This is a genomic window from Pseudomonas monteilii (genome assembly GCA_001534745.1).
GTDB lineage: Bacteria > Pseudomonadota > Gammaproteobacteria > Pseudomonadales > Pseudomonadaceae > Aquipseudomonas > Aquipseudomonas alabamensis.
The window spans coordinates 875,161-896,928 of record CP013997.1 but is presented as its reverse complement, the minus strand read 5'-3'; the positions used below and the strand labels follow the sequence as shown (position 1 = coordinate 896,928).

Below are 21,768 nucleotides of genomic sequence, written 5' to 3'. Positions count from 1 at the left end.
TGTCCTGCCTCTCTCTAATTCTTGGCAACGGCGGGTTGGGCCGTCGTCGGTGCAATCGGTTCCCGCCAACCAACGGCCAGGCCATTGGCATAACGCAGATCGATGCGGGCAATGTGGGTGATCTGCTCTTTGAGTGTCTTGTCGTAAATGGCAATGAAACGGCGCATCTTTTCTACCAGGTGGTCACGTCCCAACAGTAATTCGATCCCAGGTCCGGCCGTGCCGGAACCGGTGGTGAGGAACCAGCTGCCGCGCTCGCGCAGCTCCAGCCGGGCAATGGAGAAGCCCAGCGGACGCAGCATCTGGCTCAGCACCTGGTATTGCTGCATGACCTGCTGCGGCGCGCGCTGCGGCCCGGCCAGCTTGGGCAGGTGTTCATAGTTGGCCAGCTCGCGTGGCGCGAACGCCTGGCCCTGGTTGTTGAGCAGGGCATCGTCGCCCCACCGCGCCACGGGCAGTTGCTCTTCGAGTCGCACCACCACCTCGTCCGGCCAGACGCGACGCACCTCGGCATGGGCGATCCACGGCATCTGCTCGAGCTCGGCGCGCATCGCGCTCAGGTCGACGGTGAAGAAGCTGGCGGCGACGTACGGGGCGATCCGTTGCTGCACCGCCTGCTGGCTGATGTAGCTCAGGTCGCCCTGCACGGCGATCTTGGTGATGGGACGGTCGGCATACGGCATCAGGCGGATGGCGCCTTCGTAGGCGCCGAAACCTGCGGCCACCAGCAGCACGGGCCAGAACAGGCGCTTGAAGAAGCCGAAATGGGTTTTCTTCAGGCGCGCCGCCACGGGCTCTTCAGCCACCAGACGACTGGCACCGCGCGGCACCGGCTTGTTGCGGCCGGGGGCGGGTTGCTGCTGACGTACCATCGCGCCTTGCATGGCTCGTTAACCTCGTTTCTCGACGCTGTCCGCCAGGATCGCCAGCACCAGTTGCTGGAAGTCCAGGCCGGCGGCACGCGCCGCCATGGGCACCAGGCTATGATCGGTCATGCCTGGTGCGGTGTTGACCTCGAGCAGCCAGAACCGGCCCTGCTCGTCCTGCATGACGTCGAGCCGCCCCCAGCCCTCGATGCCGATGGCATCGCAGGCGCGTGCGGTCAACTCGACCAGCTCCTGCTCGCGGTCACTGCTCAATCCACACGGAATGCGGTACTGCGTGTCATTGGCCAGGTACTTGGCATCGTAGTCGTAGAACACGTGCGGCGTACCGAGGGCGATTGGCGGCAGCACCTGCCCGCGCAATACGCTGATGGTGTACTCGGGACCGTGAATCCATTGCTCGACGAGTACCTGCGAATCGTACGTGGCAGCCTCCTTCCATGCGGTGACCAGTTCCTGCACGCTGTTCACCTTCGCCATGCCGATACTTGAACCTTCATGCGCGGGTTTGACGATCAAAGGAAAGCCCAGTTCCTGCCCGGCGGAAAAACAATCGTTTTCGCTACCCAGCACCGCATGGCGTGGCGTCGGAATACCCAGGCTCTGCCAGACCTGCTTGGTGCGCAGTTTGTCCATGGCCAGGGCCGACGCCAGGATGCCGCTGCCGGTGTAGGGAATGCCCAGGCACTCCAGCAGGCCTTGCATGCTGCCGTCCTCGCCCCCGCGGCCATGCAAGATGATGAAGGCGCGGTCGATGCGCTCTTGCTGCAAACGGGTCAGCAGGTCGTCGCCGACATCGATGCCGAATGCATCGACACCGCCGCTCTGCAGGGCGTCGAGCACGGCGGCGCCCGACTTGAGCGAGACTTCACGTTCGGCGCTGGTGCCGCCGTACAGCACCGCGACCCGGCCGAAGGCCTTGGGGTCGAGGGTCGAATGCAGGGCTTGGTACTGGGCCACCGTCATTTCGAGTGCTCCTGGTTCACCTGGGCAGCCGCGAACAACGGGCTGCGCAGCAATTGCGGGGCCAGGCCGCCGATGTCGCCGGCGCCTTGGCAGATGAGGATGTCACCGGCACGCAGCATCGGCTTGACCACGGGGGCCAGCTCGGTGCCACGCTCGATGTAGACCGGGTCGAGTTGGCCACGCTGGCGAATGCTGTGGCACAGCTGGCGACTGTCGGCGCCCGGGATCGGTTCTTCGCCCGCCGGGTAGACTTCCATCAGCAGCAGCACGTTGGCATCGCCCAGTACCTGGACGAAATCGTCGTACAGGTCGCGCGTTCGGCTGTAGCGGTGCGGCTGGTACACCATCACCAGACGGCGCTCCGGCCAGCCGCCACGCACGGCCTTGATCACGGCGGCGACTTCGGTCGGGTGGTGACCATAGTCGTCCACCAGCATCACGCTGCCACCGTCCACCGGCAGCTCGCCGTAGACCTGGAAGCGTCGACCGACGCCCTGGAAGCCCGACAGGCCCTGGACGATGGCTTCGTCGCTGATGCCTTCGTCGGTGGCGATGGCGATGGTCGCCAAGGCGTTGAGCACGTTGTGGTTGCCCGGCATGTTCACCGACACGTCCAGCGGCGCGCGATCGCGACGCAGTACGGTGAAGTAGGTCTGCATGCCCTGCTGGCGCACGTTGATGGCGCGCACGTCGGCCTCTTCGCTGAACCCGTAGGTGACCGACGGGCGCTTGACCTGCGGCAGGATCTCGCGCACCACCGGATCGTCCAGGCACATCACCGCCAGCCCGTAGAACGGCAGGTTGTGCAGGAACTCGACGAAGGTCTTCTTCAACCGGTTGAAGTCACCTTCGTAGGTGGCCATGTGGTCGGCGTCGATGTTGGTCACCACGGCCACCAGCGGCTGCAGGTGCAGGAAGCTGGCGTCGCTTTCGTCCGCTTCGGCGATCAGGTAGCGGCTGGTGCCCAGCTGCGCATTGGTGCCGGCCGCGTTCAGGCGGCCGCCGATGACGAAGGTCGGGTCCAGGCCACCGGCAGCGAATACCGACGCCAGCAGGCTGGTGGTGGTGGTCTTGCCGTGGGTACCGGCGACCGCGATGCCGTGGCGGTAGCGCATCAGCTCGGCGAGCATCTCGGCACGCGGCACCACGGGGATACGCCGCTCGAGGGCGGTGGCCACTTCGGGGTTGGCCTTGTTGACCGCGCTGGAGACCACCAGCACATCGGCCTTGGCGGCGTTCTCGGCGCGGTGGCCGACGAAGATCTCGGCGCCGAACGACTGCAGCCGCTCGGTCACGGGCGAAGCTTTGAGGTCCGACCCGGAGACCTGATAGCCCAGGTTCAGCAGCACCTCGGCGATGCCGCACATGCCGACGCCGCCGATGCCGACGAAGTGGATCGTGCGGATGCGGCGCATCTCGGGTTGCGGCATGGCTTTCTGACTTTCAACCATGGGCGACCTCCAGGCAGATGTCGACCACGGTGCCGGTTGCGTCAGGCTTGGCCAGGCGGCGTGCGGTGCCGGCCATGGCGTTGAGTTTCTCGGGTTGCATCAGCACCTCGTTCAGGCGTTCAGCGAGCTGCGCTGCGCCGGTTGTCGCTTGTGGCATCAGGAAGGCAGCGCCTTCGCGGGCCAGATAATGGGCGTTGTGGGTCTGGTGATCGTCGATGGCATGGGGCAGCGGCACCAGCATCGACGGCAGCCCGGCGGCGGCCAGCTCGCTCACGGTCAGCGCGCCGGACCGGCACACCACCAGGTCGGCCCAGCCATAGGCCTGGGCCATGTCCTTGATGAACGGCTCGACCTGGGCCTCGAGCCCGGCCTCGCGGTAGCGCTCGGCGGTGATCACGGCATGCTGCCTGCCGGCCTGGTGGAAGACCTCCGGGCGCACCTCGTCCGGCACCTTGGCCAACGCCTGGGGCAGCAGCACGTTCAAGGGCTCGGCGCCCAGGCTGCCACCCAGTACCAGCAGGCGCGCACGGCGTCCGGCCAGAGGCGCACGGCCGTCGTTCAGGAACAGCTCGGCGCGCACCGGGTTACCGGTGGTGCGGCGCTTGTCGCTCGACGGAAACGTCTCGGGGAAGGCTTCGCAGACCCGTGCCGCCAATGGCGCCAGCAAACGGTTGGCTGTCCCGGCGCGGGCATTCTGTTCATGGACCACCAGCGGCACCCCGCACAGACGCGCGGCCACGCCGCCAGGACCGGTCACGTAACCCCCGAACCCCAGCACGCAGACCGGCTTGATCTGACGGATGATGCGCCGTGCCTGGGCCACGGCCTTAACCAGGGTCAACGGGGCCTTGAGCAGGGACAGCTTGCCCTTGCCGCGCAGCCCGGTGACCTGGATCAGGTGCAGGGGCAGCCCCGCCTGGGGTACCAGCTCGTTTTCGATACCACGCGGTGTACCCAGCCAGTGCACACGGTAGCCGCGGCTCTGGAACTCACGGGCGCAGGCCAGGGCCGGGAAGACGTGTCCGCCCGTGCCACCGGCCATGATCAGTACATTCTTGCCGTCATCGGCCATGGGCAGGCTCCTCGGCAAAATCACTTTCGTTGAACTCATGCTCCTCGCTGCCCAGGTGCGTCCGGCTCTCCCACTCGATGCGCAGCAACAGCCCGACGCAGGCACAGCAGATCACCAGCGAGCTGCCCCCGTAGCTGAGGAAGGGCAAGGTCAGCCCTTTGGTCGGCAGCAGACCGACGTTCACGCCGATGTTGATCAGGAACTGACCGATCCACAGGAAGGACAGGCCGAAGGCCATGTAGGCCGCGAAGAATTGCTTGGCTTTCTCGGCCCACAGGCCGATGTACAGGGCGCGCACGGTGACGAACACGAACAGCGCCACGGTGACCAGCGAGCCGACCACGCCCAGCTCCTCGGCCAGTACCGAGAACACGAAGTCGGTGTGCGCTTCGGGCAGGTAGAACTGCTTCTGCACGCTGTTGCCCAGGCCCACGCCCAGCCATTCGCCACGGCCGAAGGCGATCAGCGCCTGGGTCAACTGGTAGCCCGAACCGAACTGGTCGGACCAGGGGTCGGTGAAGGTGATCAGACGGGCCATCCGGTAAGGCTGGGCCTGTACCAGCACGAACACCGCCACCACGGCCAGTACCACCATCAGGCTGAAGCGGAACAGCCCCACCCCGCCGAGAAACAGCATGGCGGCGGCGGCGCCCATCATCACCACGGTGGCGCCGAAGTCGGGCTCCATCAGCAACAGGCCCGCCATGGGCAGCAGCACGATGAACGGCTTGAAGAAGCCCATCCAGCTCTCGCGCACTTCCTGCTGGCGGCGCACCAGGTAGCCGGCCAGGTAGATGACCACGAAGACCTTGGCGATCTCCGAAGGCTGCACGTTGAAGAAGCTGAAGCCGATCCAGCGCATCGAACCGTTGACCTCGCGCCCGATGCCGGGCACCAGCACCAGCACCAGCAGCCCGAAGGCGCACAGCAGCATGGTGAAGCCCATGCGCTGCCAGGTGGCGATCGGCACCAGCATGGTCACGCCGCAGGCGCCGAGGCCCAGCGCCACGTACACCAGGTGCCGGAACATGTGGTACAGCGGGTTGCCGGACTGCACGGCCGCCACTTCCGACGACGCCGAGGTGATCATCACCAGCCCCAGGCCGAGCAATGCCAGGCAGCCGGCCAGGAAGGCGAAGTCCAGGTCGATGCCACGGCCGCTGATCAGCGGCGAGGGATACGGCTTGATGACGTTGAAGATCATGCCAGTGCTCCCACGGCCTGGGCGAACAGGCGCCCACGCTCTTCGAAATTGCGGAACATGTCGAGACTGGCGCAGGCCGGCGACAGCAGCACCGCATCGCCCGGTCGGGCCAGGGCCGCACTGCGTTGCACGGCCTCCTCGAGCGTGGTCACGCGCACCTGGGCCACCTCGTCGCCCAGCGCCTCGGCCAGGCGATCGGCGTCACGCCCCAGCAGCACCACCGCGCGGCAGTGACGCGCCACGGGGCCACGCAGGGCCGAGAAGTCGGCGCCCTTGCCGTCGCCCCCGGCGATCAGCACCAGCTGGCCGTCGATGTCGGCACCCAGGCCTTCGATCGCCGCCAGCGCCGCGCCGACGTTGGTGGCCTTGGAATCGTCGTACCAGTTCACCGACTCGCGCTCACGCACCCACTGGCAACGGTGAGCCAGCCCGGTGAAGGCCCGCAGGGCCTCGAGCATCGGCGCGAACGGGAGCCCGACCGCATGGCCCAGGGCCAGGGCTGCCAGCGCGTTGCTCTGGTTGTGGGCGCCCCGGACTTTCAGCTCGCGCACCGGCATCAGGGAGTGGAATTCGAAGGCTAGGTGTTTTTCACCTTCGACCTCGCGCAGCCCGAATGCCTTGAAGTCCGGTGCATTGAGGCCGAAGGTCCAGCACGGCTGGCCTTCGACCGGCAGGGGCCGGCTCAGGGCATCCTGGCGGTTGACCACCACCTGGCGTGCGCCGCGGAAGACCCGGTGCTTGGCCAGGTGATAGGCCGGCAGGCCGCTGTAGCGGTCCATGTGGTCTTCGCTGATGTTCAGCACCGTCGCCACCTCGGCATCGAGCTGATCGGTGGTCTCCAGCTGGAAGCTCGACAGCTCGAGCACGTACAGCTCGACGTCATCGCCCAGCAGGTCCAGCGCCGGCGTGCCCAGGTTGCCACCGACCGCCACACGCTTGCCTGCCTGGGCCGCCATCTCGCCGACCAGGGTGGTCACGGTGCTCTTCGCATTCGACCCGGTAATGGCCACGATCGGGGCCTTGGCGTGCCGGGCGAACAGCTCGATGTCCCCCGATAGCCGCACACCCCGCGCCGCCGCCGCTTGCAGCGCGGGCGTGGCCAGTGCCAGACCGGGGCTGACGTACAGCTCGTCGGCCCGGCAGAGAAACTCGACGTCCAGCTCACCGCAGCGTACGTCTACGGAAGGGTAGTCGCGGCGCAGCGTCTCGAGCTCTGGCGGGCACGCGCGCGTGTCGGCGACCGCAAAGGCGATGCCCCGGCTCGCCAGGAAGCGAACCAGGGACATGCCGCTCTTGCCGAGGCCGACGACGATGCGGAAGTGGTCAGATGCGATCAAGGACACGCGCGACTACCTCAGTTTCAGGGTGGCAAGGCCGATGAGCACCAGGATCACCGTGATGATCCAGAAGCGCACGATCACACGGGGTTCAGGCCAGCCTTTGAGTTCGAAATGGTGGTGGATCGGCGCCATGCGGAAGACCCGCTTGCCGGTCAGCTTGAACGAGGCGACCTGGATGACCACCGACAGGGTCTCCATCACGAACACGCCGCCCATGATGAACAGCACGATTTCCTGACGGACGATGACCGCGATGGTGCCCAGGGCCGCGCCCAGCGCCAGGGCGCCGACGTCGCCCATGAACACTTGGGCCGGATAGGTGTTGAACCAGAGAAAGCCCAGGCCCGCGCCGATCAGCGCGCCGCAGAACACGATCAGCTCGCCGGCGCCTGGCACGTACGGGATGAGCAGGTATTCGGCGAACTTCACGTTGCCCGACAGGTAGCAGAAGATGCCCAGGGCACCACCGACCATCACGGTCGGCATGATCGCCAGGCCATCGAGGCCGTCGGTGAGGTTGACCGCGTTGCTCGAGCCGACGATGACGAAGTAGGTCAGCACGATGAAGCCTGCGCCCAGTGGCAGGGTCAGGTCCTTGAACATCGGCACGATCAGCGTGGTCTCGACGCTGGTGGGCGCGGTCACGTAGAGAAAGACCGCAGCGCCCAGGCCGAACACCGATTGCCAGAAGTATTTCCAGCGGCTCGGCAGGCCACGGGAGTTCTTCTCGATCACCTTGCGGTAGTCGTCGACCCAGCCAATGGCGCCGAACAGCAGGGTGACGATCAGCACGACCCACACGTAGCGGTTGGTCAGGTCGGCCCACAGCAGCGTGCTGATGCCGATGGCGGACAGGATCAGCGCACCGCCCATGGTCGGCGTGCCGGACTTGGACAGGTGCGATTGCGGACCGTCATTGCGAACGGCCTGGCCGATCTGACGGATCTGCAGCGTACGGATCATCCACGGCCCCAGCCACAGTGCCAGCGACAAGGCGGTCAGGACGCCGAGAATCCCGCGCAGGGACAGGTACTGGAAGACCGCAAAGCCCTTGTAGAACTGTTGCAGGTACTCGGCCAACAGCAGCAGCATTAATGTTTCTCCCCGCTGGCACCGCACAATGCCGCCACGACGTGTTCCATCGCGGCGCTGCGTGAGCCTTTGATCAAAATGGTGGTGTCGCTGGCGTTCTCGGCGCGCACGGCGTCGATCAGCTCAGCCTGAGTGGCGAAATGGCGGCCGTCGGCACCGAAGGCCTGCACGGCATGCCGCATGTCGACGCCCGTCGCATACAGCGCATCGACCTTGCCGCGGGCATACTCCCCGACCTCGCGGTGGCCTTGCTCGGCCCAGTCACCCAATTCGCCGATATTCCCCAGCACCAGGACGGTGCGGCCGGAAAAGCCGGCGAGTATATCAATCGCCGCGCACATGGAGGTGGGATTTGCGTTGTAGGTATCGTCGATCACCCGCGCGCCGTGGGGCGTCACCTGTGCCACCGTGCGACCCTTGACTGGCTGCAGTGCGCCCAGCCCGGCGGCGATCGCGTCGAGCCCGACGTTCAGGGCATGGGCGGCGGCGGCGGCGGCCAAGGCATTGGCCACGTTGTGGGTGCCGAGCAGGTTGAGTTGCACGGCCACCGAACCCTTCGGGCCATGCAGCTGGAAGGCCGGGCAGCCGCGCGCATCGTGGGCGATGTCCGAGGCATGGAAGCTGGCGTCGGCATTGTGCAGCGCGAAGGTGATGACCGGGCGACCGGCGGCGCGCTGCTGCCAGATCGGGAAAGCCTTGTCGTCCAGGTTGAGCACGGCGGTACCGTTGGCCTCCAGGCCTTCGATGATCTCGCCCTTGGCCTCGACGATCTTGTCCGGGCCACCGAACTCGCCCACGTGGGCGGTCCCGGCATTGTTGAGAATGGCCACCTGGGGACGGGTCAGGTCTACGGTGTAGCGAATTTCGCCCAGGCGCGAGGCGCCCAGCTCGATCACCGCCGCGCTGTGCTCGCCGCTGATCTCCAGCAGGGTCAGCGGCGCGCCCAGGTCGTTGTTGAGGTTGCCACGGGTGGCCAGGACGGGGCCGACGGTGCGCAGGATGCTGGCCAGCAGCTCCTTGACCGTGGTCTTGCCGCTGGAACCGGTGATCGCTACCACGGGCTTGTCGAAGGCTTCGCGGTTGAGCGCGCCGAGGTGGCCGAGTGCCAGACGCGTGTCGGCGACCACCAGCTGGGGCAGGTCGATGCCGGGCACTTCGCGCTGCACCAGGGCGGCAACCGCGCCTTTGCCCTGGACGTCGGCCAGGTAATCATGGCCATCGAAACGCGGGCCGCTCAAGGCCACGAACAGTTGGCCCTGGGCAACGCTGCGGCTGTCGATGCTGACGCCGGTGAAGGTGGCATCGCCCCCGACCAGACGGGCGCACAGCGGTTCGACCAGCGTGCTCAGGGTGAAGGGATGAATCATGGATGAGCCTCCCAGGCTGCCAGCGCCTTGTCGGCTTCGATCAGATCGGAGAACGCCTGGCGTTCGCCTGCGATTTCCTGGTAATCCTCGTGCCCCTTGCCGGCCAGCACGACCACATCGTCGGCATGGGCGCTGGCGATCAGCGCGGCGATGGCATCGCCACGCCCGGCGACGAAGGTGACGTCGGCCGAGGCGGTGAACCCCGGACGGATGTCGTCGAAAATCTGCTGAGGCGCTTCGCTGCGTGGGTTGTCGTCGGTCACGCACACCTGGTCGGCCAGGCGCTCGGCGACCTCGGCCATCAACGGACGCTTGCCGCGGTCACGGTCGCCCCCGCAGCCGAACAGGCACAGCAGCCGGCCACGTGCATGGGGGCGCAAGGCTTCGAGGACTTTTTCCAGGGCGTCAGGGGTGTGGGCATAATCGACCACCACCAGCGGCCGCTCGCCACCGCCCAGGCGCTGCATGCGCCCCAACGGGCCTTGCAGGCGGGGCGTGATGGCCAGGATTTCGTCGAGGGTGTAGTCCAGCGCCAGCAGCGTGGCGACGGCGGCCAGCACATTGCTCAGGTTGAACCGGCCCAGCAGCGGGCTGCGCAGCGTACGCTCGCCCTGCGCGGTGACCAGCGTGGCGCGCACGCCTTCATCGCTGAACACGGCCTCGCGCGCGTACAGGGAGGCGTCGGGCCGTACCAGGCTGTAGGTGATCAGGCGCGTTTCGACATGGTCGCTGGCCGGGCGCTGCGCATAGGCCTGACACAGCCGCTCGCCGAACCCATCGTCCAGGTTCACCACCTGGCTGCGCAGGCTCGGCCAGGCGAACAGCCTGGCCTTGGCCGCTTCATAGGCGTGCATGCTGCCGTGGTAGTCGAGGTGATCGCGCGACAGGTTGGTCAGCACGGCGACATCGAAATCGACGGCCGCCACACGGCCCTGTTCGAGCGCATGGGACGAGACTTCCATGGCCACGGCCTTGGCCCCGGCCTTTTTCAGGTCGTTGAGGGTCGCCTGCACGGCAATCGGGTCGGGCGTGGTCAACCGGCCGCTCTGCAAGGCGCCGTAGAAACCGGTGCCCAGGGTGCCGATCAGACCGCAATGCTGGCCCAGCAGGTCCAGCGCCTGCGCCACCAGTTGGGTGACGCTGGTCTTGCCGTTGGTCCCGGTCACTCCGATCATCGGCAGCTGCCGGCTCGGCTCGCCGTAGAAATGACCTGCGAGGCTCGACAGCTGGGCGATCAGGCCGCGCACCGGAATCAACGGCACATCGGTCAGAGGCAATACGCTTGCCCCCTGCTCTTCGTAGGCCACCGCGGCAGCGCCTCGGGCCAGCGCATCGGCGATGTGCGCACGGCCATCGACCTTGGCCCCGGGGACGGCCAGGAACAGATCGCCCGGGCGCACCTGCCGGCTGTCCAGGGTCAGTTCACGGATCAGCGGATCGCGGCTGGCCTGGGGGAACAGTTTGCTCAATGGCATCGTCATCATCCACGCCCTCCCTTGGCGGGGTCTGCGCTGGCCTGCTGCGGCTCGGTCGGCGCAGGCAGGTTGTCAGGCGGTACGTTCATCAGGCGCAGGGTGCCGGACATGACCTTGCTGAAGACCGGGGCCGAGACCAGGCCGCCGAAGTAGCCGCCCTTGCTCGGCTCGTCGATGACCACGACGATGGCGTAGCGCGGGTCGCTCATCGGACCGAATCCGGCGAACAGCGAGCGGTAGGCGTTTTCGGTGTAGCCCTTGGCGCCGACCGTCGCTTTACGTGCCGTACCACTCTTGCCGGCCACGTGATAGAACGGCACCTGCGCCCGGTAGACGCCGCGCGGCGCTTCGATCACCTGCTGCAGCATGCCCTGGATGGTCTCGGCGGTGTCCTTGGGCACGACCTGGGTCGATTCGGGCTCCTTGTCCACCTTGAGGATGCTCAGCGGCACCATCTTGCCGTCGTTGGCCAGGGCGGCGTAGGCATGCACCAGCTGCAACGCGGTCACAGAAACGCCGTAGCCGTAGGACAGGGTCGCCGTCTCGGCCTTGCGCCACTCGCGGTGGTTGGGCAGGTTGCCGACGCGCTCGCCGGGGAAGCCCAGGCCGGTGTACTGCCCCAGCCCCAGCTGCGACATCACCCGGTAGATGGCTTCGCCGCCGATGTCGAAGGCGATCTTGCTCATGCCCACGTTACTGGAGTTGATCAGGATGCCGGTCAGGTCGAGGATCGGGCCTTCGCTGCGCGACACGTCCTTGATGGTGTAACGGCCGATCTGCAGGCTGCCGGGGTAGACCTCGACCTTGTCGGTCGGCTTCCAGCGGCCGCTTTCCAGCGCGGCGCTCATGGACAGCGGCTTGACGGTCGAACCAGGCTCGAACACGTCGATGATGGCCCGGTTGCGCATCGCGGCGGGGAACATGCTGCGGCGGTTGTTGGGGTTGTAGGTCGGCTGGTTGACCATGGCCAGGACTTCACCGGTCTTGACGTCCATGATCACCAGGCTGCCGGCCTTGGCTTCCTGCTCGGCAATCGCGTTGCGCAGCTCGCGGGTGGCCAGGTACTGCAAGCGCAGGTCGATCGACAGCTCCAGGGTCTTGCCGGCCTTGGCGTTCTTGGTGACCTGGATGTCCTTGATCAGGCGACCGCGACGGTCCTTGATCACCTGGCGCTTGCCCGGTACGCCGGCCAGCCATTCGTCATAGGCCAGCTCGACGCCTTCACGGCCGTGGTCGTCCAGGTCGGTGAAGCCGACCATGTGCGCGGTCACGTCGCCTGCCGGATAGAAGCGGCGGAACTCCTCCATGCCGTAGACGCCCGGCACCTTGAGATCGACCACCTGCTGGCCCTGCTCGGGCGTGAGGCCACGCACCAGGTAGATGAATTCCTTGTTGGCCAGCTGCGTCAGGCGCTCGGTCAACTGCCGTGGGTCCTGCCCCAGCGCGCGTGCCAGCTCTGGCCAGCGCTCCTTGGAGCCCTGCATTTCCTTGGGGTTGGCCCACAAGGTGGTGACCGGGGTACTGACCGCCAGCGGTTCGCCGTTGCGGTCGGTGATCAGGCCACGGTGTGCGGGGATCGGAATGTGACGCAGACTACGGGCATCGCCCTGCCCTTTGAGGAAGTCGCGGTCGACCACCTGCAGGTCGATGATGCGCCAGGCGATGGCGCCGACCATCAACGCCAGCAAGGCGATGACCACGCGGAAACGCCAAGGGTACAGTGCCCCTTCGAGCTTCATCATGGCGCGATCATCCGTATTTCGTCTGCCGCCGGCACACGCATCTTGAGCTGCTCGGTCGCCAGGCTCTCGATGCGGCTATGGGCGGTCCAGGTACTCTGCTCGAGGATCAGGCGGCCCCATTCGGCCTGTGCCTTGTCACGCTCGTTGAGTTCGCCGTAGAGCGTATTGAGCAACTGGCGGTTCCAGTGCGCGCTGTAGGACACGGCGATGGCCGAGACCAGCACGCCGATGAACATCAGCAGCATGAGAAAGCTCCCACCGGGCAGCGGCTTGGCGAACAGACGACTCACCTGAGCTTCTCCGCCACGCGCATGACGGCGCTGCGCGCCCGGGGATTGGCCTTGAGCTCGGCCTCGGAGGCGAACTGGGCCTTGCCATGGACCTTGATGAAGGGCTGGAACGGTTCATGGCGCACGGGCAGGTTGCGCGGCAGGTTGTCGGCCTCGCCCTTGGCCAGCTTGCGCATGAACAGCTTGACGATGCGGTCTTCCAGGGAGTGGAAGCTGATGACTACCAGGCGGCCGCCGACTTCCAGCGCATCGAGCGCGGCCTGCAGACCGGCCTCGAGATCGCCCAGCTCGTTGTTGACGTGAATGCGCAACCCCTGGAAGGCACGGGTCGCAGGGTTCTTGCCTTTCTCCCAGGCCGGGTTGGCGACCTTGATCACTTCGGCCAGGTCGCTGGTGCGGGTGAACGGGGTCTGCTCACGGCGCTCGACCACGGCGCGGGCCATGCGCTTGGCGAAGCGCTCTTCGCCATACTCCTTGAACACCCGGGCGATTTCGTCTTCCGGTGCACTGGCGATGAACTGCGCGGCGCTCTGGCCACGCTCGGGGTCCATGCGCATGTCCAGGGGGCCGTCGTTCATGAAGCTGAAGCCGCGCTCGGGGTCGTCCAGCTGTGGCGAGGACACGCCCAGGTCGAGCAGTACGCCGTGGACCTTGCCCGTCAAGTCGCGCGCGGCCAGCTCCTGGCCCATCTCGGCAAAACTGCGCTGCACAATGACAAAGCGGCCGTCTTCGGCCGCCAGCGCTTGCCCCGTGGCAATCGCTTGTGGGTCTTTGTCGAAGCCCAGCAGCCGGCCCTGCGGCCCCAATCGATCGAGGATCAGACGGCTATGCCCACCGCGGCCGAAGGTGCCGTCGAGGTAGCAGCCATCGGCGCGTAGGGCCAGGGCATCGACAGCCTCGTTGAGCAGCACGGTGATATGGTTGAAGCCGCTATCTATGGTCACAGGATCAGATCACGCAAATCATCGGGCATGGCGCCCGGTTGTCGAATAGCTGCAAGGTCGGCGGCCGAGATGGTGTCCCAGGCCTCTTCATCCCACAGCTGGAATTTGTTCAGTTGCCCTACCAGCATGGCCTTGCGGTCGAGCCGCGCGTACTCACGCAGTCGGGGTGGTACCAGAAAGCGCCCACTGCCATCGAGCTCGAGATCCACCGCATTGCCGATCAGCAGACGCTGAAGGCGACGGTTCTCTTCGCGCAAGGACGGCAACGCGCGCAACTTGGCTTCGATATGCTCCCACTCGTCGAGCGGGTACACGCACAGGCAGGGGTCGGACGCATCGATCGTCACGATCAACTGACCAGCACACCGCGAATCCAGCTCGTCGCGATACCGACTCGGCATGGCGAGCCTGCCTTTTGCATCGAGACTGATGGCATTGGCTCCGCGAAACACGGCTGCGATTCCCTACATTGTGAGCTGGATGATGGCAAAAAAACCCACTTCATCCCACTTTTCGCCACTCGCGCACACTATAGGAATCCGCTCGCTGCACCGTCAAGGCACGTTCATAAGGAAATCCTTTACGGGGCCAAGATTTAGCGTCACAAACGATCAAAGGCGAAGGCTTTTGGAGGACAATCGAAGAGCGATTGGCTGCCCTTTCAAGGACTTGGGCGAGAATGCTGAGACACTGCATGAAGAGTAAGATTTTTTCATCTTACCGAGGGCCGCCCGGCAGGCATCGCCGAGGGAGAAAAGAGGTGGAGAGTCGATCTGTAAGCCGGGTTTTGTCGAGGACAGTCATTCCTCTACGACGGCCATCACTGGACGCCTCTAGCAACCTACCCGGTTCCAACGCGGGCCGCGCCATATGGAACCCTATTTGGTCTTGCTCCGAGTGGGGTTTACCTAGCCACGAACTGTTGCCAGTCGTGCGGTGCGCTCTTACCGCACCTTTTCACCCTTACCGGCGCCGAAGCGCTTAGGCGGTTGTTTTCTGTGGCACTTTCCGTAGGCTCGCGCCTCCCAGGCGTTACCTGGCACTCTGCCCTATGGAGCCCGGACTTTCCTCCCCCAGCCTTCGCGGAACGAATGCTGGCAGCGACTGTCCAATCGACTCTCCGCCGACAAGGGTACCGACAGACGCCGCCCGGGACAAGCGATAGATGCGCCGGATCAGTCGCCCTTCTGTTTTTCCAGGGCCGCCTGGTACAACAGGTTCTTGCGCACACCAGTGATTTCCGCCGCCAGGGCAGCCGCACGCTTGAGCGGCATTTCCGCCAGCAGCAGGTCGAGCACGCGCAAGGCCTGGGTACTGACGGCCTGATCGTCCTCAGGCGCGCTCCAGCCGGCCACCAGCACCACGCATTCGCCGCGCTGCTGGTTGCTGTCGCTCTCCACGAACGCCCGCAACTCGGCCAGCGGCAAGCCCTTGAGGGTCTCGAAGGTCTTGGTCAGCTCGCGGGCCAGCACAGCCGGACGCTCGTCGCCGAACACGGCCTGCATGTCCTGCAGGCATTCCAGGATGCGATGGGGCGCTTCGTAGAAGATCAGGGTGCGCGGCTCTTCCTTGACCTGCTCCAGCCTGGCGCGCCGCCCGACGGCCTTGGCCGGCAGAAAGCCTTCGAACATGAACCGGTCGGACGGCAGGCCGGCAGCCGACAAGGCGGCGATCAACGCACAGGCACCCGGCACAGGCACCACGGTGATACCGGCAGCGCGTGCCTGGCGCACCAGGTGATAACCCGGATCGGAGATCAAAGGCGTGCCGGCATCGGACACCAGGGCCACGTCGTCACCGGCCAGCAGACGGGCGATGAAACGGCTGCCTTCGTCCCGCTCGTTGTGCTCGTGGCAGGGCGCCAGCGGCGTCTGGATACCGAAATGCTGCAGCAGGCGTACCGAGTGGCGTGTGTCCTCGGCGGCGATCAGCTTCACCGCACCCAGGATCTTCAGCGCCCGCGCACTGATGTCGTCCAGATTGCCGATTGGCGTGGCGACGACGTACAACGTCCCGGTCGTGGATTTCGAAGCGCCTGGAACCTCTGTCACTGCGTACACCTGCCTTGATCCGAATCGAAAGCGCCATTGTAGCCCGACCGTCGGTCACAACGCGCAAACATCTTTGCCCGCCGACGGGCGCGTACCGCCTATATTGAAGGATCCACGTCAGCGACATCGCACCCCGGCCACGGCTTGGGTACAATCGTCGACCTATTTGATCAGGTAACAGGACCTTTCCATGATCGCTTGCCTGCGGCTGCTTGCAGCCCTCTGTTTCGCTGCCTTGCTGGCAGCCTGCGCCAGCTCGCCTTCGTCCCGCCTGGGCGAGCTGCCGCGCACCCCGGATGCCAGCATCGAGCAACTGCTCGAGCAGGCGGCTGCGAGCCAGTCGCCGGAAGAAGCCGCCCTGTTGCGCCTGAGCGCGGCCGATCAAGCCTATCGCCAGAAGGATTATCCGCGCGCCACGCGCATCCTCGAGCAGGTGAAGCTCGATTCGCTCAAGCCGGCCCAGCAGGTCTTCGCCAGCGTGCTGTCGGCAGAGCTGGCCATGAGTCGCAACCAGCCCAAGGCTGCCGTCGACGCCCTGTCGCATCCGAGCCTGCAGTATGTCGGCCAACTCCCTCCTGAGTTGCAAGTCCGTACCTACAGCGTCCACGCGGCCGCCCTGGAAGCCGATGGCCAACCGCTCGAGGCAGCCCGCCAGCGCACGCTGCTGGCACCCCTGCTGAGCGAGCCGGCGGTAGCGGCCAAGAACCAGGAAGCCATCTGGACGCTGGTCGCTGCCCTGCCCGCCGAGCAATTGGAGGGTGCCAGCCAAGGCACCGACGACCTGGCGGGCTGGGCCAGCCTGGCCCTGGCGGTCAAGCGCGCGGGCACTCTGGAAACCCAACAGGCCGCGATCGATGCCTGGCGAGCGAAGTATCCCAACCACCCTGCCGCCCGTCAGTTGCCGGAGTCGCTGGCCAAGCTGCGCGAGCTGGCCAATCAGCCGCTGACCAGCATCGCCCTGCTGCTGCCCCAGGAAGGTCCCCTGGCCAACGTGGCCAAGGCCCTGCGCGACGGTTTCATGGCCGCGCACTTCCAGGCGACCCAGGCCGGTCAGCCTGCCCCGAAGATCCAGGTGTTCGACAGCTCGCGCATCACCTCCCTGGACGACTTCTACCGTGAGGCCCAGGCCGCCGGAATCCAGCTGGTGGTCGGCCCGCTGGAGAAGCCGCTGGTCAAGAAGCTGGCCGATTACCCACAGCTGCCCATCACGACGCTGGCCCTGAATTACGCCGACGCCGGCCAGAAGACGCCCGCCCAGCTGTTCCAGTTCGGCCTGGCGGCCGAAGACGAAGCACGTGAAGTGTCCCGCCGCGCCCATGCCGATGGCCGGGTGCGTGCCGTCGCCTTGGTGCCGAGCGGTGAATGGGGCGACCGCGTCCTGAAGGCCTTCCGTCAGGACTGGGAAGCCCGTGGCGGCACCGTGCTGGCCGCCGATCACATCGCGCAGCCCGTGGCCCTGGCCCAACAGATCGCCGACCTGCTGCAACTGCGCCAGAGCGAGGGCCGTGCCAAGAGCCTGCAGAACGCTGTCGGGGGCGAGGTTGCCGCGCAACCGGCACGCCGCCAGGACATCGACTTCCTGTTCCTGGCCGCGACCCCGCAGCAGGCGCAGCAGATCAAGCCGACCCTGAATTTCCAGTACGCGGGCAATCTGCCGGTCTACGCCACGTCCAACCTGTACAGCGCCAGCGGTGACGTCAACCAGTACAACGACCTGAACGGCGTCGTGTTCTGCGAGACGCCATGGCTGCTCGACACCAGCAACGGCAACGCGCTGCGCCAGCAGGTGGTCCAGCAGTGGCCGCAGGCGGCAGGCAGCCTGGGCCGCCTGTACGCCATGGGCGCCGATGCCTACGCACTGGCACCCCGCCTGGGTCAGCTCAAGGCGCTGCCTGACAACCGCATCGACGGTCTGTCCGGTAGCCTGGGCCTGAACCAGAACCAGCGTGTGGAGCGCCAGCTGCCCTGGGCGCAGTTCACCGGAGGCCAGGTTCAACGCCTGCCGGACACGCCCCGCTGATGCCCGTCTCGTCACCCACATCGCAAGGCCAGCTGGCTGAACGCCAGGCCCTGGCCTTTCTCCAGGCGCATGGTTTGCAGTTGCTGGCACAGAACTGGCGCTGCCGGGGTGGCGAGCTCGATCTGGTCATGCTCGACCGCGATACAGTAGTATTCGTCGAAGTCCGCTACCGCTTGCACGCGGACTTCGGCGGCGCCCTGGGCAGCATCGATGGGCGCAAGCAGAAACGACTGGCGCTGGCCGCCAGCCACTTCCTGCACCAGACACCTCGCTGGGCCAGCTACCCCTGCCGTTTCGACGTGGTCGCCCTGCAAGGCAGCCAGCATGCCGGCCAACCGCTTCAATGGCTGAAAAACGCCTTCGAATGCTGAACCCGTTCTATCACTCTGTTCCGTGTTTCGCGGGCTGGTCTCGTGGTGCGCGTCGCGCCGGCCACCGCCCCCTTTAAGGTCTCACCAGATGGACATGCAATCCCGAATTCGCCGGCTGTTCCAGGCCAGCATCGACACCAAGCAACAGGCGATGGACATCCTGGCACCGCACATCGAGCTGGCCAGCGAAGTCATGGTCAACGCCTTGCTCAACGAGGGCAAGATGCTCGCCTGTGGCAATGGCGGTTCCGCCAGCGATGCCCAGCACTTCTCCTCCGAGCTGCTCAACCGCTTCGAACGCGAGCGTCCGAGCCTGCCGGCGATCGCCCTGACCACCGACAGCGCCACGCTGACCTCGATCGCCAACGATTACAGCTACAACGAAATCTTCTCCAAGCAGATTCGCGCCCTGGGCCAGCCCGGCGACGTGCTGCTGGCGATCTCCACCAGCGGCAACTCTGCCAACATCATTCAGGCGATCCAGGCGGCACATGATCGAGAAATGATTGTCGTAGCCATGACCGGCCGCGACGGTGGCGGCATGGCCTCGCTGCTGCTGCCGGAAGACGTCGAGATTCGCGTGCCGTCGATGGTTACCGCACGTATCCAGGAAGTCCACCTGCTGACGATCCATTGCCTGTGCGATCTGATCGACAGCCAACTGTTCGGGAGTGAAGAATGAGCCCACGACGTTTCGGCCTGATGACCCTGACCCTCTGCCTGAGCCTCTCGGGCTGCAGCTCGGTCATCAACACTGCGCGGGAAAAGCCGATCGAGGACGATCGCAGCACCCGCACCCTGGGGAGCAAGATCGACGACTCGTTGATCGAGACCAAGGTCGAGGTGAACATCGCCAAGGCCAGCCCTGATCTGGACAACAACTCGCACATCGTCGTCAGCAGCTACAACGGTGTGGTGCTGCTTGCAGGCCAGACCCCACGGGCCGACCTCAAGAGCCTGGCCGAGCAGACCGCCAGCCAGGTCCAGCGGGTCAAGAAGGTGCACAACGAGCTGCAAGTGATGCAGCCCTCCTCCCTCCTGGCGCGCAACAACGACGCCTGGTTGACGACCAAGGTGAAGGCGCAGCTGCTGGGCAATGCCGACGTTCGCAGTTCGCGGATCAAGGTGATTACCGAGAATGGTATCGTCTATCTGCTGGGGCTGGTGAGCCAGCAGGAAGCCAACCAGGCGACCGCCGTGGTCCAGGGCGTGGCGGGCGTGCAGAAGATCGTGAAGCTGTTCGAATACATCGACTGACGAAGCAGGCGTCCATCTGGGATGCCTGAAGAAATGACTGTGTGGGCCCGCCGGGCCCATGCATGGCCTGCCCACGGCGCAGGCGGCGCCTGGCAGGGCCCTATCGCTGGCAAGCCAGCTCCCACACAGATCTCGGAAGCCTGTCGGTATCGATATAGCTGCGTGAGCAGACTGTGGGAGCGGGCTTGCCCGCGATGCAGACAGCGCCTGACAGGGCCCTATCGCTGGCAAGCCAGCTCTCATAGAACATAAAATATCTTTTTGATTTTAAAAGGAATAACTTTAGGATTTTGTGGGCCCTGCGGGCCCAATCGCGGCACTGGGGCCGCTCCCACAGGTGACCGCGATAGCTTGCAACCCCGCGGCGGGGCTACGGGTGTAGGAGCGGCCCCTGCCGGGGCGCCGGACCGGCCGCGATGGGCCGCAAAGCGGCCCTAAAATCGATTAGCAATGAGGCTTCGGATCCTGCCAGCTATCGCCATGTTCTCTGCGCGACAGCGCGGCGCCAAGGCGGCGGGCGGACTCCCACCTAGATCTCGGCAGCCTGATGGTGTCGATAGGGCTGCGCAAGCAGCTTGTGGGAGCGGGCTTGCCCGCGATGGCGGCTATACAGTCACCGCATACTCAACCTGCAAGCCACCCCCTCTCGATCAGCCCCGGCTCATTGCCCGGTCCGCGCCTCGCTCAGCACCAGTCGACCGTTGTCATCCAGCGGGATGGTCGAGCCAGGATCGCGGTCCATCTTCACTTGCCCGGCCTTGTCGCCGATCGAGTACTTCACGTTGTACCCCACCACCTCTTCGCTCACGTCATTGACCGTGTTGCAGCGCGTCTGCGTGGTGGTGTAGGTGTCGCCGTTCTGCATGTGTTCCTGCACCTTGTTGCCTGCGTAGCCGCCGCCCACCGCACCGGCCACGGTGGCGATCTTCTTGCCGGTGCCGCCGCCGATCTGGTTGCCCAGCAAGCCGCCAGCCACCGCGCCCAGCACACTGCCTGCGATCTGGTGCTGGTCCTGAACCGGCCGCTGGCGCGTGACGGTCACGTCCTTGCACACCTGGCGTGGCGTCTTGATGGTTTTCTTGATCGGCTGAACGTCGGTCACCTGGGCATACTCAGGGCCCTTGTTGACCAAGCTGTAGGTGGCGAATGCACCTCCGGCAGTCACTGCGACAGCACCCAGGACTGCACCCACGAGCATTGATTTGTTCACCTGAACCTCCTGATCTTGTCTGCGGGTCCGCGCCCGCGCTCTTCCCGGCCTTGGAGCGAAAAAAAAGGCGCGAGTTCAATGCTCGCGCCTTCTTCGTGTCCGCCCGGAAGCGTCAGGACAGGGTCATGGACGGTCGTCCACACCCTCGGCCTTGACCGGCGGAATCAGGTCTTCGCTGTTCAGGTTCAGCCAGATCAGCACCACGTTGGCGATGTAGATCGACGAGTAGGTACCGGCCATGACACCGATGAACAGTGCCAGCGAGAAGCCGAACAGGTTGTCACCGCCGAAGAACAGCAAGGCAGCGATGGCCAGCAGGGTCGACACCGACGTGGCGATGGTACGCAGCAGCGTCTGGGTGGTGGAGACGTTGATGTTCTCGATCAGCGAGGCCTTGCGCATGACGCGGAAGTTCTCGCGCACCCGGTCGAAGACCACGATGGTGTCGTTGAGCGAGTAGCCGATGATCGCCAGCACCGCCGCGAGCACGGTCAGGTCGAAGGTGATCTGGAAGAACGACAGGATCCCCAGGGTCACCACCACGTCGTGGATCAGCGAGATGATCGCGCCGACCGCGAACTTCCACTGGAAGCGGAAGGCCAGGTAGATGAGGATGCCACCCAAGGCCAGCAGCATGCCCAGGCCGCCCTGGTCACGCAGCTCCTCGCCCACCTGCGGGCCAACGAACTCGACGCGCTTGACCACGGCCGGGTTGTCGCCGCCGACCTGCTGCAGGGCCTGCGCGACCTTGGTGCCCAGCTGCGGGTCATCGCCCGGCATGCGCACCAGCAGGTCGGTGGTGGCACCGAAGCTCTGCACGATCGCTTCGTGGAAGCCCGACTTGGACAGCTCGTCACGCACCGTCTGCAGGTTCGCAGGACGCTCGTAGGTCAGCTCGATCAGGGTACCGCCGGTGAAGTCCAGGCCGAAGTTCAGGCCCTTCTGCCACCAGCTGAACAGCGCCAGCACGGTGAGCAGCACGGTAATGGCGAACGCGACGTTGCGTACGCCCATGAAGTTGATGGTTTTCAT

General features: G+C 65.6%; 20 protein-coding genes and 1 other RNA gene. 4 read left to right on the top strand and 17 right to left on the bottom strand.

The genetic code is table 11. From position 1 onward, the window contains the following. Window positions 1–14: 14 nt before the first annotated feature. The 15 genes from APT63_04075 to APT63_04005 all read right to left on the bottom strand — a co-directional run bounded on the left by APT63_04075 (window position 15) and on the right by APT63_04005 (window position 15,887). Window positions 15–884 carry a cell division protein FtsQ gene (locus APT63_04075; protein AMA44855.1) on the bottom strand — a complete coding sequence of 290 codons (870 nt, stop codon included), beginning with the start codon at window positions 882–884 and terminating at the stop codon, window positions 15–17. A 6-nt stretch (window positions 885–890) separates the two neighbouring features. Next, window positions 891–1,850: a D-alanine--D-alanine ligase gene (locus APT63_04070; protein AMA44854.1), complete on the bottom strand. Its 960-nt coding sequence runs from the start codon at window positions 1,848–1,850 to the stop codon at window positions 891–893. Next, the gene (gene murC, locus APT63_04065) at window positions 1,847–3,301 is read right to left on the bottom strand and encodes a UDP-N-acetylmuramate--alanine ligase (protein ID AMA44853.1); all 1,455 of its coding nucleotides are present in this window, start codon (window positions 3,299–3,301) and stop codon (window positions 1,847–1,849) included. The genes APT63_04070 and murC overlap by 4 nt, the downstream gene beginning before the upstream one ends. Beyond that, the gene (gene murG, locus APT63_04060; GenBank protein AMA44852.1) at window positions 3,294–4,373 is read right to left on the bottom strand and encodes a UDP-N-acetylglucosamine--N-acetylmuramyl-(pentapeptide) pyrophosphoryl-undecaprenol N-acetylglucosamine transferase; all 1,080 of its coding nucleotides are present in this window, start codon (window positions 4,371–4,373) and stop codon (window positions 3,294–3,296) included. Before murG ends, murC begins: the two co-directional genes overlap by 8 nt. Continuing rightward, window positions 4,363–5,577 carry a cell division protein FtsW gene (locus APT63_04055; protein AMA44851.1) on the bottom strand — a complete coding sequence of 405 codons (1,215 nt, stop codon included), beginning with the start codon at window positions 5,575–5,577 and terminating at the stop codon, window positions 4,363–4,365. The genes murG and APT63_04055 overlap by 11 nt, the downstream gene beginning before the upstream one ends. After that, complete coding sequence (gene murD / locus APT63_04050) at window positions 5,574–6,920, bottom strand: UDP-N-acetylmuramoylalanine--D-glutamate ligase (GenBank protein ID AMA44850.1); 1,347 nt, start codon at window positions 6,918–6,920, stop codon at window positions 5,574–5,576. Before murD ends, APT63_04055 begins: the two co-directional genes overlap by 4 nt. 6 nt (window positions 6,921–6,926) lie before the next feature. Further along, window positions 6,927–8,009, bottom strand: a complete 1,083-nt coding sequence (locus tag APT63_04045) for a phospho-N-acetylmuramoyl-pentapeptide-transferase (GenBank protein ID AMA44849.1) — start codon at window positions 8,007–8,009, stop codon at window positions 6,927–6,929. Continuing rightward, window positions 8,009–9,376, bottom strand: a complete 1,368-nt coding sequence (locus tag APT63_04040) for a UDP-N-acetylmuramoyl-tripeptide--D-alanyl-D-alanine ligase (GenBank protein AMA44848.1) — start codon at window positions 9,374–9,376, stop codon at window positions 8,009–8,011. The genes APT63_04045 and APT63_04040 overlap by 1 nt, the downstream gene beginning before the upstream one ends. Beyond that, window positions 9,373–10,857 (bottom strand): UDP-N-acetylmuramoyl-L-alanyl-D-glutamate--2,6-diaminopimelate ligase, encoded by a 1,485-nt coding sequence (locus tag APT63_04035; protein AMA47787.1) that lies wholly within the window; start codon window positions 10,855–10,857, stop codon window positions 9,373–9,375. The genes APT63_04040 and APT63_04035 overlap by 4 nt, the downstream gene beginning before the upstream one ends. Further along, window positions 10,857–12,593, bottom strand: a complete 1,737-nt coding sequence (locus APT63_04030; protein AMA44847.1) for a cell division protein — start codon at window positions 12,591–12,593, stop codon at window positions 10,857–10,859. Before APT63_04030 ends, APT63_04035 begins: the two co-directional genes overlap by 1 nt. After that, window positions 12,590–12,883: a cell division protein FtsL gene (locus APT63_04025; protein AMA44846.1), complete on the bottom strand. Its 294-nt coding sequence runs from the start codon at window positions 12,881–12,883 to the stop codon at window positions 12,590–12,592. The genes APT63_04030 and APT63_04025 overlap by 4 nt, the downstream gene beginning before the upstream one ends. After that, window positions 12,880–13,827 (bottom strand): ribosomal RNA small subunit methyltransferase H, encoded by a 948-nt coding sequence (locus tag APT63_04020; protein AMA44845.1) that lies wholly within the window; start codon window positions 13,825–13,827, stop codon window positions 12,880–12,882. Before APT63_04020 ends, APT63_04025 begins: the two co-directional genes overlap by 4 nt. Beyond that, a complete protein-coding gene (locus APT63_04015) occupies window positions 13,824–14,279 on the bottom strand; it encodes a division/cell wall cluster transcriptional repressor MraZ (GenBank protein ID AMA44844.1) in 456 nt (151 codons plus the stop codon). Before APT63_04015 ends, APT63_04020 begins: the two co-directional genes overlap by 4 nt. A gap of 308 nt (window positions 14,280–14,587) precedes the next feature. Next, an RNA gene (gene rnpB / locus APT63_04010) (RNase P RNA component class A) lies at window positions 14,588–14,947 on the bottom strand. A gap of 55 nt (window positions 14,948–15,002) precedes the next feature. Next, window positions 15,003–15,887 carry a methyltransferase gene (locus APT63_04005; GenBank protein ID AMA44843.1) on the bottom strand — a complete coding sequence of 295 codons (885 nt, stop codon included), beginning with the start codon at window positions 15,885–15,887 and terminating at the stop codon, window positions 15,003–15,005. 181 nt (window positions 15,888–16,068) lie between these two features. Here APT63_04005 and APT63_04000 point away from each other — a divergent pair, with 181 nt between their 5' ends. The 4 genes from APT63_04000 to APT63_03985 all read left to right on the top strand — a co-directional run bounded on the left by APT63_04000 (window position 16,069) and on the right by APT63_03985 (window position 19,526). After that, complete coding sequence (locus APT63_04000; protein AMA44842.1) at window positions 16,069–17,898, top strand: hypothetical protein; 1,830 nt, start codon at window positions 16,069–16,071, stop codon at window positions 17,896–17,898. Next, complete coding sequence (locus APT63_03995) at window positions 17,898–18,269, top strand: hypothetical protein (GenBank protein ID AMA44841.1); 372 nt, start codon at window positions 17,898–17,900, stop codon at window positions 18,267–18,269. The genes APT63_04000 and APT63_03995 overlap by 1 nt, the downstream gene beginning before the upstream one ends. 88 nt (window positions 18,270–18,357) lie before the next feature. Continuing rightward, window positions 18,358–18,951, top strand: coding sequence for a phosphoheptose isomerase (locus APT63_03990; GenBank protein ID AMA44840.1), 594 nt, complete (start codon window positions 18,358–18,360; stop codon window positions 18,949–18,951). Continuing rightward, the gene (locus APT63_03985; GenBank protein ID AMA44839.1) at window positions 18,948–19,526 is read left to right on the top strand and encodes a phospholipid-binding protein; all 579 of its coding nucleotides are present in this window, start codon (window positions 18,948–18,950) and stop codon (window positions 19,524–19,526) included. The genes APT63_03990 and APT63_03985 overlap by 4 nt, the downstream gene beginning before the upstream one ends. Before the next feature lie 661 nt (window positions 19,527–20,187). Here the strand turns inward: APT63_03985 and APT63_03980 are convergent. Further along, a complete protein-coding gene (locus APT63_03980) occupies window positions 20,188–20,736 on the bottom strand; it encodes a hypothetical protein (GenBank protein ID AMA44838.1) in 549 nt (182 codons plus the stop codon). Between the two features lie 123 nt (window positions 20,737–20,859). Next, window positions 20,860–21,768 (bottom strand): preprotein translocase subunit SecF, encoded by a 909-nt coding sequence (locus tag APT63_03975; GenBank protein ID AMA44837.1) that lies wholly within the window; start codon window positions 21,766–21,768, stop codon window positions 20,860–20,862.